We start from the raw sequence: 17,508 nt of genomic DNA, 5'->3' as shown, positions 1-17,508 counted from the left end.
CCCCTGACGGATACGGCGGGCGCGGCGCTCGGATACTGCGTGAGCTTCTGCGTCAGCCCTGCCTGGCCAGGTCGGCGGCGCCCACCAGCCCTGCCTCGCCGCCCAGTTGGGCCGCGAGCACCTGGGCGTGCGGACGCCACTCGCCGCCGATCAGCCAGCGCCGGAACGACTTGCGGATCGGGTCGAGGACCAGTTCGCCCTCGTCCGAGACCCCGCCGCCGACGATGAACGCGGACGGGTCGAAGAGCGAGGCCAGGTCGGCCAGGCCCGCGCCCGCCCAACGCGCCAGCTCACGGAACGAGTCGACGGCCACCGGGTCGCCCGCGCGGGCCGCCGCGCTGATGTGCCGGCCCTCGATGGCGTCCGGGGTGCCGTCGCCGAGCCCGAGCAGTATCGCCGCGTTCTCCGGGGTCGCGTTGGCGCGCTGTTTGGCGTACCGCACGAGCGCACGCCCCGACGCGTACTGCTCCCAGCAGCCCTGGCTGCCGCAGCCGCAGAGCAGCCCGTCCGGTACGACCCGGATGTGGCCGAACTCGGCGGCCACGCCGAAGCGTCCGCGGCGCAGCTTGTTGCCGATGATGATGCCGCCGCCGAGGCCGGTGCCGAGGGTGATGCAGATGACGTCCTCGTGGCCCTGCCCGGCACCGAACTTGTACTCGCCCCAGGCCGCCGCGTTCGCGTCGTTCTCCACGACGACCGGCAGTCCGACCCGCTGCTCGACCTTGTCCTTGAGCGGTTCGTGCCGCCAGTTGATGTTCGGTGCGAAGAGGACCGTGGCGCGCTTGTCGTCGACGTAACCGGCCGCGCCGATGCCGACCGCCTCGATCTGGTGCCCCTCGCCGGCGCCGGAGACCGCGGCGCAGATCGCGTCCACGATGCCTTCGGCGGTCGGCGGGGTGGGCACCTTGTGCGTCTCCAGGATGGCGCCCTCTTCGTCGACCACGCCGGCCGCGATCTTCGTGCCGCCGATGTCGACGCCGATGGTGAGTCCCATGTGTCCCTCAGTTTTCGGTCGAGCCCCGCTGGCGTCAACCGTACCCGAGGGCGGGCGCCCGACCGGTCAGTCCAGGTCGATGGGACCGCCGGAAGCGGGCCCTTGGTCCCTGGGGTCGGTGGGGTCACCCGAGGTCTTCGTGTCGGGTGCGGGCCCCGGGGCGGCGTCCGGGGTGTCCCCGCGGGTCCACCGGGTCTCCTGGGACTCGACGGCCGAACGGTACGCGGCGAGAAGCTCGCCACCGGCGGCGGCGAGATGGTCGAAGACGTCCGGGTTCCGCTCGATGACCGGCTCGACGGCGGCCTTCGCCTGCTGGATGAACTGCTGCACGGCGCCCTGCGCGGCCATCCCGAACAGCGGGTTCTGCAAGGCGGAGACCTTGTCCGCCACCGCGTCGACCAGCTTGCGCAGCTCCTCGGCGGCCGAGCCGGGCGGCGGCCCGTAGGTAGCGCGGCGGCGTGCCTTCTCCGCCTCCAGATCCTCGGCGCAGGCCGAGGCCCAGGCGTCCGGGTCGGCGGCGTCGCGCTCGGTGGGATCGCTCATGGGGTGCTCCCGCGGTATCGGCCGGTGCTGCTCACCATTGCCGCTCACCTTCGACGGTACCCGAACGGCCGGGCGCCGTTCAGGGGGTAAGCGGTTCAGTTCGTACGCGGCCACAGCGAGGGATCGGGCGCGAAGCGCACCCGCAGCACACCGTCCGTGAGGGCCGCGCCGGTGACCGTGCAGCGGCGCAGCGCGGAGGGCAGCGGCACGATACGGCGGAACGCGCCCACGGTGAGCAGGAGTTCGTCGTCGCGGCGCACCAGGCCGAGCTCGCTCTTGACCGCGCCGGGCAGCGGCACGTGCCAGACGAGCAGCTTCTCCTCGGTGAGCCGGTCCTCGACGGTCCACGGCGCCGCCCCGGGCGCCGGCTCCGCGGGAGGTGCGACGCCGAGCAGGGCGAGATCGTCCAGCCCGCGCGGGTCCCGGCCCAGGTGGGCGGCCTCGTGGACGGCCCCGTACTCCTCGTGCCACTCCTCCAGGCACTTGCGCTGCTGCGCGACGAGCGTCGCGAGCCAGGGGCCCGCGTCGTCGCCGGGCAGCACCCGGTTGGGGACGAGGGTGTCCGCGCGCAGTCCGTAGAGGCCGAGCGCGGTACGGGCGGCGCGCAGCGCGTCTGCCGCCGCGGGTCCGGGCTCGGCGACCAGCCGTACGGTCGTCGCGGGGTCCTCGATCAGGGTCTGTACGGCGGCGAGCCCCTCGTCCCAGCGGGCGGTGGCCTCGTACAGCCACTGCGCGGGCATCGGTATCCCCGCGAGCTGGGCCATCAGCGGGCGCAGCGCGCGGGCGGCCTGGCGTTCCTTGGGGACCAGACGGCGCAGATAGCGGCGCAGCTGTTCGGGCAGGGCGAGTACGGCGAGCGCCTCGCGCAGCGGCGGCAGGTCGACGACGACGACGTCCCAGTCGCCCTCGGCCGCCCGGCGCAGGGCGTGCAGCAGGGCGAACTCCTCGCTGCCGGGCAGTTCGGTGATCTCCTCACCGGCCAGCGGGCGGGCGCCGAGCAGATCGAGTCCGGTGCCCAGGCGCTCCTGGAGGCCGAGCAGCTCCGTACGGAAGTGCTCCCCGGAGTCGATGCCGACGGCCCAGAGCCCGTCGGTGACCGCGGTGGGCTCCGGCCCTGCCGGGCGGCCCAGCAGGGCGTCGAGCGGGTCGGCGGAGAGCAGCAGGGCGCGCGCGCCGCCCCGGGCTGCGGCCAGCGCGGTCGCGGCGGCGACGGTGGTACGGCCCGCGCCGCCGGGGCCGGTGACCAGGACCGTACGCATCGGGGTCAGGCCTCCGGCCCGGATTCGACGTGCTTCTTGAGGCCGGCGAGGGCGCGGTCGATGATGACCTTCTCGGCCTTGCGTTTGATCATGCCGAGCATCGGGATCTTGACGTCGACGGTCAGCCGGTAGGTGACCTCGGTGCCGCCCGCGACGGGCGTGAGCGCGTACGTACCGTCCAGCTGGCGCAGCATCTGGGACTTGACCAGGGTCCAGCTGACCTGGTCGTCGCCGGTCCAGGTGTAGGCGAGGGTGTGGTCGTCCTTGATGGCGCCGGCGTCCAGCACCAGTCTGACCTTCTCGGCGCGGCCGTTCTCGTCGGTGGAGAGCACCTCGGCCTCCTTCACCTCGCCGGTCCAGTCCGGGTAGCGGGCGAAGTCGGCGATCACGCCCATGATGTCGGCCGGGGCCGCCTCGATCGTGATGCTCGAACTGGTGTGTTCCGCCATCGCCGTGCCTTTCCGGTGCCTGGGTGCGCGGTGTGCAGGCTATCGCGACCGCACGGGCCCGCTCTGCCCGGTATCGCTCACCACGGGGTCACCGCGGGGTCACCGCGGGCTCACCACTCCATGGTCCAGGGCCGTCCGGTCGACGCGAAGTGCCCGACGTTGACGCACTCGGTGGCGCCGATCCGCATCCGGCGGGCCAGCGGCTGGTGGACATGGCCGAACAGCGCGTAGCGCGGCCTCGTCCGGCGGATCGCGTCCAACAGGGCGCGGCTGCCGCGCTCGAAGCGGCGGGCGACGGTGTCGTACGTCAGCTCCGGCACGTCCGGCGGGATGTGCGAGCAGAGCACGTCCACCTCGCCGAGCGCCTCGATCTTGGCCGCGTACTCCTCGTCGGAGATCTCGTACGGGGTACGCATGGGCGTCCGCAGGCCGCCGCCGACGAAGCCGAAGACCCTGCCCCCCAGTTCGACGCGCTCGCCGTCGAGCACGGTGGTGCCGGGCCGCGCGTACTCGGGCCAGAGCGCCGGCATATCGACATTGCCGTAGGTGGCGTACGTCGGTGTGGGGAAGGCGGCGAAGAGTTCCGCGTACTGGCGCCGTACGGCCTTCTCGATGGCGGTCGCCTGGTCGATCCCGAGCCCGGCCCACAGCTCCCGGCCGAACTCCCTGGCCTCCTCGAAGCGGCGGGCGGTGCGCAGTTCGACGATCCGGTCGGCGTTCGCGGTGCCGAAGAGGTCCGGGAAGATGCCCCGCGAGTGGTCCGCGTAGTCCAGGAAGAGCACGAGGTCCCCGAGGCAGATCAGGGCGTCCGCACCGTCCCCCGCACGAGCGAGATCCCGCGCGTTGCCGTGCACGTCACTGACCACATTGACTCGCATACCTCGCATGCCGATCACCCTAGGACCCCACCGGCCCGCCCGGTAGAGGGGGCCGGACCTGCGCTTCCGTAGCGGCCCGCACCGCACGGATCACGGTGCGCGAGGTACCGTCGTAACCGTGTGACGCGGGGAACATCGGTCAGGACCCCCTATCGGTGGGCGCGTACCGATGGGTAACGTCCGGGCAGTCCAGTGGCCCGCAGCCCGTGCGCACAGAGCCGTGTCGCCGGCGCCCGATGAGGAGCAGCAGATTTGCGCGAGTTCAGCCTTCCGGCACTGTACGAGGTCCCCTCGGACGGCAATCTGACCGATCTCATCCGGCGCAACGCCGTGCAGCATCCCGATGTGGCGGTCATGGGCCGCAAGGTGGACGGCGTCTGGACCGACGTCACCGCCACCCAGTTCCTCGCCGAGGTGCGCGCGGCGGCCAAGGGTCTGATCGCGGCGGGCATCCAGCCCGGCGACCGGGTCGCGCTGATGTCCCGTACCCGCTTCGAGTGGGTACAGCTCGACTTCGCGATCTGGAGCGCGGGCGCGGTCACCGTACCGGTGTACGAGACCAGCTCCGCCGAGCAGATCCAGTGGATCCTCGGTGACTCCGGCGCGGTCGCCGCGATCGTCGAGAGCGACGGCCACGCGGCGACACTGGAATCCGTACGGAAGGACCTGCCCGGCCTCCGCGACGTCTGGCAGATCGACAAGGACGGCGTGGACCGGCTCGTCGAGGCGGGCGCGGAGATCCCCGACGAGACCGCCGACGCCCGCGCCACCAGCGCCAAGGCGGACGACCCGGCGACCATCGTCTATACCTCGGGCACCACCGGCCGCCCCAAGGGCTGTGTGCTGACCCACCGCAGCTTCTTCGCGGAGTGCGGCAACGCCGTCGAGCGCCTCAAGCCCCTCTTCCGCACCGGCGAGTGCTCCATCCTGCTCTTCCTGCCCGCCGCGCACGTCTTCGGGCGGCTGGTCGAGGTGGCCGCCGTGATGGCCCCCATCAAGCTCGGCTGCGTACCCGACATCAAGAACCTCACCGAGGAACTGGCCACGTTCCGGCCGACCCTGATCCTCGGCGTCCCCCGCGTCTTCGAGAAGGTCTACAACGCGGCGCGCGCCAAGGCCCAGGCCGACGGCAAAGGCGCGATCTTCGACCGCGCGGCACGCACCGCCATCGAGTACAGCCGCGCGCTGTCCACCCCGCGCGGCCCCTCCCTCGGCCTGCGGATCCGCCACGCGGTCTTCGACCGTCTCGTCTACGTCAAGCTCCGCACCGTCCTCGGCGGGCGCGGCGAGTACGCCATCTCCGGCGGCGCGCCCCTCGGCGAGCGCCTCGGCCACTTCTTCCGCGGCATCGGCTTCACCGTCCTGGAGGGGTACGGCCTCACCGAGTCCTGCGCCTCGACCGCGTTCAACCCCTGGGACCGGCAGAAGATCGGCACCGTCGGCCAGCCGCTGCCGGGCAGCGTCGTGCGGATCGCCGACGACGGCGAGATCCTCCTCCACGGCGACCACCTCTTCGCCGGCTACTGGAACAACGAGGCGGCGACCGCCGAAGCCCTCACCGACGGCTGGTTCCACACCGGCGACATCGGCACCCTCGACGAGGACGGCTACCTCTCCATCACCGGCCGCAAGAAGGAGATCCTCGTCACCGCCGGCGGCAAGAACGTCGCCCCCGCCGTCATCGAGGACCGCATCCGCGCGCACGCCCTCGTCGCCGAATGCATGGTCGTCGGCGACGGCCGCCCGTTCGTCGGCGCGCTGATCACCCTCGACGAGGAGTTCCTCACCCGCTGGGCCACCGACCACGGCAAACCCGCCGACGCCACGGCGGCGACGCTCCACGACGACCCGGAGCTGCTGGCGGAGATCCAGCGGGCGGTGGACGAGGGCAACGCGGCGGTGTCGAAGGCGGAGTCGGTACGCAAGTTCCGCGTCCTGACGACCCAGTTCACGGAGGAGGCGGGGCACATCACGCCGTCGCTGAAGCTGAAGCGGAACGTGGTGACGCGGGAGTTCGCGGAGGAGATCGAGGTCTTGTACCAACGGTGACGCCTCCCGGCGAGGGGCCGTGGGCTTGGTGGTGCGGTTGCGGGGTGCGGCCGGTGGTGTCTGTGCCGGGGGCCGGGGCACTCCGGAGGCGCATCCCCGGATGCATGATTTACGCCGCGTGCGGCGGCGTTCTTCGACTGCGGGTGCGTGCAGCGGCACAAATCACGCTCTACATCCGGGGACGTCACCTCCTGCGACCCCGGCCCCCTCCGGTCGGTGGACGGCCGGCGCACGAACATCCCGGGCCGAGCCCGGTGGGTCTGTGCGGGCGGGGAAGGGGGCACCGCAGGGGGTATGTGTCCGGACGTAAAGCGCGATTTGTGCCGCTGAACGAAACCCGCGCCCTGCGTACCGGCCCGCACGCGGCGTAAATCGTGCAGTCCGGGCACGTGCCCCCGGAGGGGCACCCGGCGACAACCCGCACGTACCCACCGGGCCGAGCCCGAACAGACCCGTACCCCCGGCCGTCACCCGCAGGTGTGCATCGGGCCGAGCCCAAGACGGACCCCGGCCCCCGACCAGCACCCGCAGGCCCGCACCGGGCCGAGCCCAAAACAGACCACGGCCCCTCGCCGGGAGGCGGCCCGGCGGGAGGCTACAGAAGCCGCCGCAGGCGCTCCGCCAGCGTGTCCCAGCGCCACTTCTCCTCGACCCAGGCCCGCCCCCGCTCCCCCATCCGCCGTCGCAGCTCCGCGTCCTGGAGCAGGGTGACGATCCGTTCCGCCGACTCCGTCGCGGCTGTCTCCGGCGGGCCGCCGCGGACGACCCAGCCCGTCTCGCCGTCGAGGACCGCGTCGGGCGCGCCGCCCGAGTCGCCCGCGACGACCGGGAGGCCCGTCGCGGATGCCTCCAGGTAGACGATGCCGAGGCCCTCGACGTCGAGGCCGCCGCGCCGGGTGCGGCAGGGCATCGCGAAGACGTCGCCGGCGCCGTAGTGGGCCGGGAGGTCGGCCCAGGGGACCGCGCCGGTGAAGTGGACGGACGCGGCGACGCCAGTCTCGGCGGCCAGGCGGCGCAGGTCGCGTTCGTACGGGCCGCCGCCGACGACGAGCAGGACCGTGCCGGGGACGCGGGCGAGGATCGCGGGCAGGGCGCGGATCAGGGTGTCCTGGCCCTTGCGCGGGACGAGGCGGGAGACGCAGACGACTACGGGCCGGTCCGTGAGGCCGAGCGCCGCGCGTACGGCCGCGCCTCCCGAGTCGGGGTGGAAGGTCTTCTCGTCGACGCCGGGCGGGAGTTGGACCATGCGCGCCGCCGCCGCGGGCGTCACCGCCGCGGCGATCCGGGAGCGCGTGTACTCGCCGAGGTACGTGATCGTGTCGGTGGACTCGCCGATACGCCGCAGCAGGGCGCGGGAGCCCGGCAGTTGCGCCCACGCGGCCTCGTGGCCGTGGGTGGTGGCGACGAGCCGCTCCGCGCCCGCGCGCCGCAGCGCGGGCCCCATCAGACCGAGCGGGGCCGCCGCGCCGAACCAGACGGACCGGCAGCCGTGCTCCCGCAGCAGCCCGGCGGCCCGCCGGGTAACTCTTGGGGTGGGCAGCAGCATGGTCGTACGGTCGCGGACGACGGCGAAGGGCTGTTCGGCGTCGAACGCAGCCGTCGCCTCCGCGCCTTCCCGTCCGCGCTTCCAGGTGGAGGCGTAGACGACGACGCGTTCGGGGTCCAGGCGCAGCGCCATGTTGTGCAGGAAGGCCTGGATGCCCCCCGGCCGCGGCGGGAAGTCGTTGGTCACGATCAGTGTCTTGCGCATCCCGGCCGACAGTACCGGGCGCGCCCCGCGCGGCGCCCGCCCGGCGTCGCACGGCGCCCGGCATCATGACGGGATGAGCATGGCGGGTGCGCGCGGTACGTGGATCGCGGTCGCGGTGTGGTCGCTGACCAGGGCGGCGCTGCTGCTGTGTGTCTTCAAGGTCGTCACGGTGCCGGGGCCCGATGTGACGAGCGATGTGTCGGTGATCTACCGGGGCTGGTACGACGTGCTGCGCACCGGCACGTATCCGCTGGGGGATGTGACCTGGCAGTATCCGCCGGCCGCCGCGCTGGCGGTGGTGTCTCCGGCGGCGCTGCCGTTCCTGGGCTACGCGTCGGCGTTCTTCGTGCTGGTGTGTCTGTGCGACGCGGTGGTGCTCGGCCTGCTGGTCCGGGCCGGTGGGGCGGCCGGCCGGTCGATGCGTGGTGTGTGGGTGTGGATCGCGGGGGTGCCGCTGCTCGGCGCGACGGCGTACGCGCGTTACGACCTGATGGTGACCGCCGTCGCGGTCGGCGCGCTGCTCGCGGGGGCGGCGCGGCCCCGGCTGCTGGGGGCGCTCGCCGGGTTCGGGGCGGTGCTGAAGGTATGGCCCGCGCTGCTGCTGGTGGGGACCGCGCGCGGCCGGGTGACGCGGCGGGCGTGGACGGCGGCGGCGGTCACGGCGGGCGCGGTGGTGGCGGGGTGCTGCGTGGCGATGCCGGGCGCGCTGACGTTCCTCACGTACCAGCGTGACCGGGGTACGGAGGTCGAGTCGCTGGGGGCGCTGGTCTTCCAGGTGGCGCGGCACTTCGGCTGGGAGGGGAGTGTGCTGTTCAGCTACGGCTCGGTGGAGTTCGCGGGGCCGTACGTGCCGCTGGTGAGCCGGCTGGCGCTGGCGCTCGCCGTGCTGTCGTTCGGCTGGCTGCTGGTGTGGCGGCTGCGGGCGCGCGGGCTGACCGCCGCGGTGGTGCCGGAAGCGGCGTTCGCGGCGGTGCTGCTGTTCACGACGGTGAGCCGGGTGATCAGCCCGCAGTACATGCTGTGGCTGGTGGGGCTGGCGGCGGTGTGTCTGACGCTGCGGCCGGGCCGGATGGCGCTGCCCGCCGCTCTGGTGCTGGCCGCGACGGCGGTGACGCAGCTGGAGTTCCCGCTCTTTTTCGATCAGGTGGTGGCGGGCCGTCCGCTGGGTGTGACGCTGCTGTTCGTCCGCAACGGCCTGCTGGTGGCGGCAACGGTGACCGCCTGCCGTGTGCTGTGGCGCGCGACGGTGCGGGAGCGGGAGCCGGAGTGTTCTCCGGACGGGGTCAGGCCAGCCGCTTCCGTACGTAGTCGCGCCAGCGCGCCGTGAACTCCGCCTCGGTGGTGCCGAGGACGTCGCGGGCCGCCCGCGCCACCGCGCCCGCGCGGCCGGGGTGCGCGCCGACGGTCCGGTAGAAGGCGGTCAGCGTCCGCTCGTCCCACCGGTCGGCGATCAGCTCGCAGGCCAGCCAGCCGCTCTCGTACGCCCTGGCGAGCCGGTCGGCGTCGCCGCTGAAGGCGAAGTCGGTGTCGGGCGGCAGGGCGGCGGGGGCTTCGTCGCGGCGGACGGCGCGCCGGAGTTCGGGCGCGATCCGCGCGGCGGTGAGGCCGGTGGAGCGGTAGGCGACATGGTCGGCGAAGCCTTCGGAGAGCCAGGTGGGGGTGGCGGGCGTGGTGGCGGCGCGGGTGGCCACATGGGTGGTCTCGTGGGTGAGGACGACGCCCTGTCCGAGGTCGCTGAGTTCGCCGTACGCGTCGGGGTTGACGATGATCCGGTCGGCGGGCGTGGCGCCCGTACCGCCCGTTTCGCCGGTGGTGACGGCGGCGATGGACCGGTAGCCGTCCTCGGCGGCCCCCAGCAGCGCCGCCATGGCCCTCCGCGAGGCCGGTACGAGCAGGACCACCCGGCGGGCCCAGGAGTCCGGCCAGGCGCCGTCGACGGCGGGGACCGCCCGGTCGGCGGTGGCGGCGATCCGGCGCAGCAGCCGCTCGTCCTGCCCGACGCCGAGGACCAGGCTCCGGGCGCCGGTCACGGCCCGTACCCTGCCCTGCTGCCAGAGCTGTTCGGCGCCGCCCGCGCCGGCCTTGTCGCCGGTCACGTACCAGCGGCCGTCGCGTTCGGCGAGGGTCAGCGCGCGGGGGGTGGCGACGGGAGCGGTGTCGTAGCCGGTGATCCGGTAGCGCAGTTCGGCGCGGACGGTGGCGCGGGCGCCGGTGCGCCGTACGTCGGTGAGGTGGTAGCTCCAGGAGCGGAGCGGCAGTTCGGCGAGGTTCGCGAACTCGGCGCGTACGGTGGCGCGCAGGGCGTCCGCGCGCGGGTCGAGGACGGCGAGACAGGCCGCTTCGTCGCGGTCGAGTACGGCGGCGGCCCGGCGGTCGAGGAGCCGGCGGATCGCGTCCGTGGCGGTGCCGGCCGCCGGGGCCGGTGCCGGGGCCGTGCAGGCGGCGGCCGGCAGCAGGAGCGCGGCGAGCGCCGGCAGGACAGCCCGCCGGCGGAGCCCGTGCCGCTCCGGTCCTTCGTCCGCCCGCTCGCCCGCCATCCGGCCGATCGTACCGACGCCGCGGACCGCGTCAGATCCGGGTGACCGACGAGACGGGCATCATGCCGACCGGGTCGTAGCGCACCGGCGCGCCCGGGTAGGGCGCGTGGATGACCTGGCCGTTGCCCACGTACATCGCGATGTGGCTCGCGTCCGCGCGGTACGCGACGAGGTCGCCGGGGAGCGCCTGCGAGAGCGGCACCTGGCGGCCCGCGTACCGCTGGGCCTGGGAGGTGCGCGGCAGGCCGATGCCCGCCTGTCCGTACGCCCACTGGGTGAGCCCGGAACAGTCGAATCCCGAGGGGCCGTTGGCGCCCCACACATAGGGCCGGCCGACCGCGCCCGCCGCCGCGCGCACGGCGGACGTGGCGCGGGCCGAGGAGCCCGTGGCGGAGAGGCCGCCGCCGAACGCGCCGCCGTCCAGGTCGCCGCGGTCCGAGCGGGAGGACCGGTCGTAGGCGCCGCGGTCGGCGGTGGGCAGGGCCGCCAGCACGCGGCGCGCCTCGGCGAGCTTTCCCTCGACGGTGCGCTTGTGGCGGGCGACCGCGGTCCGGCTGCGCTCCAGTTCGGTGAGGTCGCGGGCGGCCTCCTTCCGTACCTGCCCCAGTTGCCGCTGGGCCTGCTGGAGTTCCCGCAGGGCTCCCGACTGGCGCTGGCCGACCCGTTCGAGTACGGCTGCCTTGTCGAGATAGCTGTCGGGGTCCGAGGAGAGCAGCAGGGCCAGCGACGGGTCGATGCCGCCCGAACGGTACTGGGCGACGGCCAGCGAACCGAGCGCGCCGCGCATGGTGTTGACCTGTTCCTGGCCGCGCGCCGCCCTGTCCTGTGCCTCGTCCACGAGCGTACGCAGCCGCCGGGTCCGCTCGTCCGCCGCGTTGTACTGCTCGGTGGCCCGCTCCGCGTCGGCGAGGAGCCGGTCGACCGTGGCGCTGGTGACCTCGGGCCTCTGCCCCGGGTCGGCGCTGGCCGGGGCCGCGCCGAGCGCCGCCGCCGTGGCCGCCGCGGCGGAGACGGCGGAGATGGCGCTGACCCGGGCCCCGAGAGTGGGTCCTGACTGGGTGGGACGGCGATGGGACACCACAGGAAGCCGAACTCCCTTCCGCTGTACGCACTGACGCGGCCCGTGCCGCCCGACGGGCGGACCGCTCACCGGGGCCGCGCGCAGCAGACAGTAGCCGGGCGACCACGGAGCGGCCAACGACCGCCTCGCGTACACAAAGTGACGCCCCGTCGAAGACCACAAGGTCATCGACGGGGCGCGGCGTCAGCGGAAGACGCGGGATTTCCCTCGAATGGGCGGTGTCGTCGGCGGGTCAGCCGATCCGGACGCCGAACTGGAACGGCATGTTGTTGATCGACTCGTAGCGCACGACGGTGCCGGTGCGCGGGGCGTGCAGCACCTGGCCGTTGCCCGCGTAGAAACCGACGTGGTGCTGGTCCCCGTAGAAGATGACGAGGTCGCCGACCTGGAGCTGGCTCATCGACAGGTGGGCACCGGAGGCGCCCTGGGCCTGGGAGGTACGGGGTATGGAGACGCCGGCCTGCGCGTACGCCCACGAGGTGAGCCCGGAGCAGTCGAAGGTGCTGGGGCCGCTCGCGCCGTAGACGTACGGCGAGCCGATCTTGCTCTGCGCGGCGGCGAACGCGGCGGAGGCGCGCTGCGAGGCGGGCACGGAGCTGCCGAGGTCGGGGGTGGTGGAGCCGGTCGAGGAGGTGGTGCGGGTGCTGTCGCGGCTGGCGCGGTCGGCGGCGGCGCGCTCCTCGTCGGCCTTGGCGATCGCGGCGCGCTCGGCGGCGGTGAGGGAGTTGAGCAGCCGCTGCGCCTCGGCGAGCTTGGCCTTGACCTCGTCCTTCTTCTTGCCCAGTTCCTTGCGGGTCTCCGCGAGGTCGTTGACCTTGGACTGGGCCTCCTTGCGCTGCTGCGCGAGGGTCCGCTGCTTCGACTGGACCTGCTGGAGGGCCTCGGCCTGCTTGGCGCTGACCTGGTCGAGCGCGGAGGCGTTCTCCAGGTACGAGTCCGGGTCCGAGGAGAGGAAGAGCTGGAGGGCGGGGTCGATGCCGCCGGTGCGGTACTGGGAGCTGGCGATCGCACCGAGGCCGTCGCGCAGTTCGTTCAGTTCGTCCTGGCCGCGGGCGACCTTGTCCTGGACGGCCTTGACTTCCTTCTGGAGCTTGTCCTGCGAGTCCTCGGCGGCCTTGTACTTCTCGGTGGCGACCTCCGCCTCGTCGTAGAGCTTGTCGACCTTCTCCTTGACGTCTGCCTTGCTCGGCTTCGGGTCGGCCTGGGCGGCCTGGGACGTAAGAGCGACAGCGGCGGCGGCGACCGTGGTGAGCACGGTCACCCGTGCGCGGCTCGGCTGCTTGGGACGACGGTGGGACCCCACGGAGGCGAGCTCCTTCTCCTCAGCCGTCCACCGGGCCACGGTCGACGGTTACTTCGCCGCCACCCCGAATGGGTGATCAACCGCGCGAAGGTTCGAGGCATGACCCTAGTGACCTTCTTGTGATCAGTTCAAATCCTCACCAGAAAAAAGTCGGTCACGACGCATATTATTTACAGCCACCACACAGGCAGTAATGGACATTTGACGCTGCGCTCTGTCAATGTGCGACCAATTCGGTCATTGGCCGCAGGAGTTGACCAAAGCCCGCAGGACCGCTCCAATACCCCGCTATACGCGCGAAAGCCGCTTCAGCAGCAGCGCGGACGCGACGGGCCTGGCACCGGCCTTCGCCACACCGTCCGCGACCTCCCGGTCGGTGGAGACGACCACCACGGGCCGGCCGGGCGGCTCCGCCCTGACGAGCTGGCGGATCAGCTCGTCCGCCGTCACCCCCGGCTTGGAGAACAGCACCCGCACCCCGCGCGGCGGCGCGAGCAGCACCGGCGCCGCCAGCTCCGCACCGTCGAACACACAGGTCATCTCCGCGCCCGTCTGCGCCGCCAGCATCGCCAGCCCGCCGAGCAGCCGCAGCCGCTGCTTCTCCAACGGCATCGTGGGATAACCGGTCTTGGTGACGTTGTAGCCGTCCACGATCAGATGCGCCTGCGGCAGCGCGAGCAACTGGTCGAGCAGCGCCGGATCCGTCTCGGAGAGCGCGCGGGCCGCCACGTCCTTCGGGGACATCCGGCCCGGCTCCACCGCGTCGACCGTATCGGCCGGGCGGCTGGCGGCCGGCGGCAGCGCCAGTTCGCGCCGCAGCCCCTGCGCCGACTCGAGCACCGTGTCCAGCAGCAGCCGCAGCCGCATGTCCTCCACCGACCGGCCCTCGCGCACGGCCCGGCGGCTCGCCTCCACCGACGCCTCCGCCTCCGCCAGCCGCGCCCTGACCCGGCGCGTCTCGCTCTCGGCCGCCGACACCTGGGCGGCGCTCTCGGCCCGCAGCGCCTCGGCCTCCGCCGCCGTACGGCGCAGCGCGGCCTCGCCCCGCTTCACATCGCTCTGCGCGCTGCGCAGCTTGCGGTGGAGCGACTCGGCCTCCTTGCGGGCCGCCTCCAGCTCCGTACGCAGCCGCTCGGTGTCGCTCTTCGTCAGCGCCCTGGCGACGGCCAGCTCCTCGCGGAGCCGCTCCAGCTCCCGCCGGGTCTCCTCGTCGGCGCGCTCGGCGTCCGCCCGCTGTGCCTCCTCGCCCGCCGCGGCCACCAGCTTCACCCATCCGGGTGGTCTCAGGACATACGCGGCGGCGGCCACGTCGACCGGATCCGCGGCGGCCGGCGGCGATCCCGACTCCAGGGCCGCGGCCAGCTCCGGCTGGGACTGGGCGATGCGCTCCCCGATCCGGCCCCGGAACACCGCGTCGCTCTCCAGGGCGGCGGCCATCGCGTTGCCCGCGAACTTGGTCCGCCGGTTCGGGGTGAAGCGGGCGTACTGGCGCAGCTGCGCCGGCAGCTCCGTGACGGTCAGACCGCCGAAGGCCTCAGAGACCAGCGCCACGACCCGGCGCCGTACCCCGTCAGGCAGGGGGCGGTCGAGCGCCTCCACGGCGTCACCGCCGGCCGCGCCGGCCGGCTCAGCACCGCCCGTGGGCTGCTCCACGATCCGTCACCCCACTACCCCTTTCGGGCGGCTCCCTCAGGAACCGGCGCCCGGCCTGTCCACCAGTTCGATCTGATCCACCGCGTTGCACCAGCGGCAGCGCACGGACTCGATGGTCTCACTGACCACCTCGCGCTCCTCGACCTTAGGCTCCCCGGCCAGGTCCAGATGGACGTACTCGACGGACTTCGAGGACCGGGTCACATCGAACCGGGTCAGATTGCCGCACAAGGTGCAGCGCCATCGGGTGGTGGCCGTGGGCTGCGGAACCGTCGTCATCGTGATCGTGCCGTCCTTTTCCATCGTCCTTGGTGCGGGTGCCCCGCGGCGCGACGTCGAACCGCGGATGGCATCCGGCAACCCTAAGGCCTCAGGGGCACCCCGCGGGGCGGCGAGGCGCTCTGTACCGAAGGGTCCCGGTACGCCATGCTCTGTCCGTGATCTCATGGCGGAGGCTCGCACGCGGACCCGTGGTGACCTACGGGCTGATCGGCGTCTGCGTGCTGGCCTTCCTGCTCAGCCCGGTCTCCGGGCTGCGTCCGGGGTACGGCGACGGCGACGCGCTCCGCGCCGCCCAGAGCGCCTACTTCGAACGGTGGGGCGTCATCCCCGACCAGCTGATGCGCGGCGCCTCCGCCCGTACCCTCCTCACCCCGCTCACCGCGCTCTTCGTCCACGGCGGCTGGCTGCACCTGCTCGGCAACATGCTCTTCCTGCATGTGTTCGGGGCGATGACCGAGGAGCGCATGGGCCGGGCGCACTTCCTGCTCTTCTCCCTCGGCGTCGGCTATCTCGCCCTCTTCGCGTACGCGGCGGCCAACGCCGGCTCCGCGCAGACCCTGGTGGGCGCCTCCGGCGCGATCTCGGGGGTGCTCGGCGCCTTCCTCTACCTCTTCCCGCGGGCCCGGGTCACCAGTCTCTTCCCGTTCCTGCTCTTCCTGCCGCTGCGCTTCCCCGCCTGGTCCGTGCTGATCTTCTGGTTCGCGCTCCAGTGGCTGGCCCTGCGCGGCGCGGGCGAGGGCCCCGGGGTCGCCTACCTCGCGCATCTGGTGGGGTTCGGCGCCGGCTTCTGCTACGCCTGGGTGCGTTACTGGCGTACCGATAGAGTGCACGGACAGACCGGGGCCACCGAGGGAGAACGCCAACCGTGATCACCGCGATCGTGCTCATCAAGACCAGCGTCGACCGGATCCCCGAGATCGCCGAGTCCATCGCCTCGCTCGACAGCGTCAGCGAGGTCTTCTCGGTGACCGGTACGTACGACCTGATCGCCATGGTGCGCGTACCCAAGCACGACGATCTCGCCGATGTCATCCCCGGCCGGATCAGCAAGATCCCCGGCGTCGAGGCCACCGACACCCACGTCGCGTTCCGTACGTACTCGCAGCACGACCTGGAGGCGGCCTTCGCGATCGGACTCGACGCGTAGGACCGCCTCCGGCGGGTACGTACGTACGTACGCGTTACGCGGCGGCCGTCGCGGCGCCGTTACGGTCCGGGACGCACCGGCCGTCCTCCGTGCGGTAGTTCCACCGGGCGCCGTCGCTGACCAGCTCGCGCACCGCCCGGACGAACCGCTCCACGTGCTCGTCCGGCGTCCCCGCGCCGAAGCTCACCCGGATCGCGTTGAGCGAGCGCTCGCCCGGCTCCGCCTCCGGCGCGCCGCACTCCCCCGGGTCCTGCGGGTCGCTGCCCAGCAGCGTCCGCACCAGCGGGTGCGCGCAGAACAGCCCGTCCCGTACCCCGATGCCGTACTCCGCCGAGAGCGCGGCGGCGAAGTGCGAGCTGTTCCACCCCTCGACGACGAACGACAGCACCCCGACCCGCGGCGCGTCGTCCCCGAAGAGGGAGAGCACCTTCACCTCGGGCACCTCGGCGAGCCCCGCCCGCACCCGCGCCACCAGCGCCTGCTCGCGCGCCGACAGCGCGTCGAAGCCGGCCTCCGTCAGCGCCTTGCAGGCCGAGGCGATCGCGTACACCCCGATGACGTTCGGCGAACCGGCCTCGTGGCGCGCCGCCGTGGTGTGCCAGTCGACGTCCACGCCGCCGTCGGCCCGGCGCGCGACCTTGCGGCTGGCGCCGCCGCCCGCGAGATACGGCTCGGCGTCCCGCAGCCAGTCGGCGCGGCCCGCGAGGACCCCGGAGCCGAACGGCGCGTACAGCTTGTGCCCGGAGAAGGCGATCCAGTCGACATCCAGCTCGGCGATGTCCACCGCGTGGTGCGGTACGAGCTGAGCGGCGTCCAGCACGATCCGGGCGCCGTGCGCGTGGGCGGCGGCGGCCAGCTCCCGCACGGGCCACAGCTCGCCCGTCACATTGGACGCGCCCGTGACACAGACCAGCGCCGGCCCCTTCGGGTCGCGCGAGGCGAGCGCGCGCTCCAGGGTGGCGACGGCCTCGGCCGGGGTACGGGGAGCGTTCAGGTAGGTCACCAGGGCGTCCCGCCACGGCAGCAGCGAGGCGTGGTGCTCCGTCTCGAAGACGAACACCTGGCAGCCGTCGGGGACCACGGCGGCCAGCAGATTCAGCGAGTCGGTGGTCGAGCGGGTGAAGACGACCTGGTCGTCCGGGCGGCAGCCGAGGAACTCCGCGACCGTGCGGCGGCTGTTCTCGAAGAGGTCCGTGGACAGCTGCGAGAGATAGCCGGCGCCCCGGTGGACGCTGCCGTAGTACGGGGCGTACGCGGCGACGTCGTCCCACACGCGCTGGAGCGCCGGGGCGCTGGCCGCGTAGTCCAGGGCCGCGTAGCCGACCTCGCCACCGGTGACGAGCGGCACGGTCACGTCCCGCCCCAGCACCGGGAGCGGCGCGCCACAGGCGGGGTCGTCGGAGGGGGGCGCGGAGCCGGCGGTGGCAGTGGCGGTGGCGTTCGGGTATGCGGACATGGCGGTATCTCCCGGCAGGACAAGGCGGAATGGCGGCTTCAGGAACCCGCGGGCGGGCATGGCGGAGCCATGACGTTGGCGCGGGGAATGCCTCGACACACGGAGATCACCGTGCGGAGGTGTGGTG

Annotated in this window: 16 protein-coding genes; 4 read left to right on the top strand and 12 right to left on the bottom strand. The window is 73.1% G+C overall.

Translation table 11 applies throughout. The annotated features are described in order from the left end of the window. Positions 1-52 precede the first annotated feature (52 nt). The 5 genes from AB0389_RS17650 to AB0389_RS17630 form a co-directional block, all read right to left on the bottom strand. Complete coding sequence (locus AB0389_RS17650) at positions 53-994, bottom strand: ROK family glucokinase (RefSeq protein ID WP_366396304.1); 942 nt, start codon at positions 992-994, stop codon at positions 53-55. Between the two features lie 66 nt (positions 995-1,060). Then, complete coding sequence (locus AB0389_RS17645) at positions 1,061-1,537, bottom strand: DUF5304 domain-containing protein (RefSeq protein WP_366396303.1); 477 nt, start codon at positions 1,535-1,537, stop codon at positions 1,061-1,063. 95 nt (positions 1,538-1,632) lie between these two features. Then, on the bottom strand, positions 1,633-2,796 hold the full coding sequence (locus AB0389_RS17640) for an ArsA-related P-loop ATPase (protein ID WP_366396302.1): 1,164 nt from the start codon (positions 2,794-2,796) through the stop codon (positions 1,633-1,635). A 5-nt stretch (positions 2,797-2,801) separates the two neighbouring features. Continuing rightward, positions 2,802-3,245: an SRPBCC family protein gene (locus AB0389_RS17635; RefSeq protein ID WP_366396301.1), complete on the bottom strand. Its 444-nt coding sequence runs from the start codon at positions 3,243-3,245 to the stop codon at positions 2,802-2,804. A 110-nt stretch (positions 3,246-3,355) separates the two neighbouring features. Continuing rightward, positions 3,356-4,123, bottom strand: a complete 768-nt coding sequence (locus AB0389_RS17630) for a metallophosphoesterase (RefSeq protein WP_366396372.1) — start codon at positions 4,121-4,123, stop codon at positions 3,356-3,358. Positions 4,124-4,375: 252 nt separating this feature from the next. Here AB0389_RS17630 and AB0389_RS17625 point away from each other — a divergent pair, with 252 nt between their 5' ends. After that, entirely contained in the window at positions 4,376-6,172 is a 1,797-nt protein-coding gene (locus tag AB0389_RS17625) for an AMP-dependent synthetase/ligase (protein WP_366396300.1), read from the top strand. A 595-nt stretch (positions 6,173-6,767) separates the two neighbouring features. Here AB0389_RS17625 and AB0389_RS17620 read toward each other — a convergent pair. Continuing rightward, on the bottom strand, positions 6,768-7,922 hold the full coding sequence (locus AB0389_RS17620) for a glycosyltransferase family 4 protein (protein ID WP_366396299.1): 1,155 nt from the start codon (positions 7,920-7,922) through the stop codon (positions 6,768-6,770). A gap of 79 nt (positions 7,923-8,001) precedes the next feature. On the opposite strand from AB0389_RS17620, the gene AB0389_RS17615 reads away from it, so the two are divergent. After that, positions 8,002-9,249: a glycosyltransferase family 87 protein gene (locus tag AB0389_RS17615; protein WP_366396371.1), complete on the top strand. Its 1,248-nt coding sequence runs from the start codon at positions 8,002-8,004 to the stop codon at positions 9,247-9,249. Here AB0389_RS17615 and AB0389_RS17610 read toward each other — a convergent pair. The 5 genes from AB0389_RS17610 to AB0389_RS17590 form a co-directional block, all read right to left on the bottom strand. Next, positions 9,206-10,459, bottom strand: a complete 1,254-nt coding sequence (locus AB0389_RS17610; RefSeq protein ID WP_366396298.1) for a hypothetical protein — start codon at positions 10,457-10,459, stop codon at positions 9,206-9,208. The two genes, AB0389_RS17615 and AB0389_RS17610, sit on opposite strands and share 44 nt — an antisense overlap. 31 nt (positions 10,460-10,490) lie before the next feature. Next, complete coding sequence (locus AB0389_RS17605; protein WP_366396297.1) at positions 10,491-11,540, bottom strand: NlpC/P60 family protein; 1,050 nt, start codon at positions 11,538-11,540, stop codon at positions 10,491-10,493. Between the two features lie 232 nt (positions 11,541-11,772). Beyond that, complete coding sequence (locus AB0389_RS17600; RefSeq protein WP_366396296.1) at positions 11,773-12,843, bottom strand: NlpC/P60 family protein; 1,071 nt, start codon at positions 12,841-12,843, stop codon at positions 11,773-11,775. Positions 12,844-13,131: 288 nt separating this feature from the next. Beyond that, the gene (locus tag AB0389_RS17595) at positions 13,132-14,496 is read right to left on the bottom strand and encodes an NYN domain-containing protein (RefSeq protein ID WP_366396295.1); all 1,365 of its coding nucleotides are present in this window, start codon (positions 14,494-14,496) and stop codon (positions 13,132-13,134) included. A gap of 36 nt (positions 14,497-14,532) precedes the next feature. Further along, the gene (locus tag AB0389_RS17590; protein WP_114664948.1) at positions 14,533-14,775 is read right to left on the bottom strand and encodes a hypothetical protein; all 243 of its coding nucleotides are present in this window, start codon (positions 14,773-14,775) and stop codon (positions 14,533-14,535) included. A gap of 158 nt (positions 14,776-14,933) precedes the next feature. Here AB0389_RS17590 and AB0389_RS17585 point away from each other — a divergent pair, with 158 nt between their 5' ends. Next, the gene (locus tag AB0389_RS17585; RefSeq protein ID WP_366396294.1) at positions 14,934-15,647 is read left to right on the top strand and encodes a rhomboid family intramembrane serine protease; all 714 of its coding nucleotides are present in this window, start codon (positions 14,934-14,936) and stop codon (positions 15,645-15,647) included. Then, positions 15,644-15,925, top strand: coding sequence for an Lrp/AsnC ligand binding domain-containing protein (locus AB0389_RS17580; RefSeq protein ID WP_366396293.1), 282 nt, complete (start codon positions 15,644-15,646; stop codon positions 15,923-15,925). The genes AB0389_RS17585 and AB0389_RS17580 overlap by 4 nt, the downstream gene beginning before the upstream one ends. 34 nt (positions 15,926-15,959) lie before the next feature. On the opposite strand, the gene AB0389_RS17575 is transcribed toward AB0389_RS17580, so the two are convergent. Further along, positions 15,960-17,381, bottom strand: coding sequence for an aminotransferase class V-fold PLP-dependent enzyme (locus AB0389_RS17575; RefSeq protein ID WP_366396292.1), 1,422 nt, complete (start codon positions 17,379-17,381; stop codon positions 15,960-15,962). Positions 17,382-17,508: the final 127 nt, after the last annotated feature.

Origin of the sequence: Streptomyces sp. NPDC093109, from assembly GCF_040701725.1 — a bacterium.
Taxonomy (GTDB): domain Bacteria; phylum Actinomycetota; class Actinomycetes; order Streptomycetales; family Streptomycetaceae; genus Streptomyces.
The sequence above is the reverse complement of the archived record's forward strand: the minus strand, read 5'-3'. Positions and strand labels throughout refer to the sequence as shown.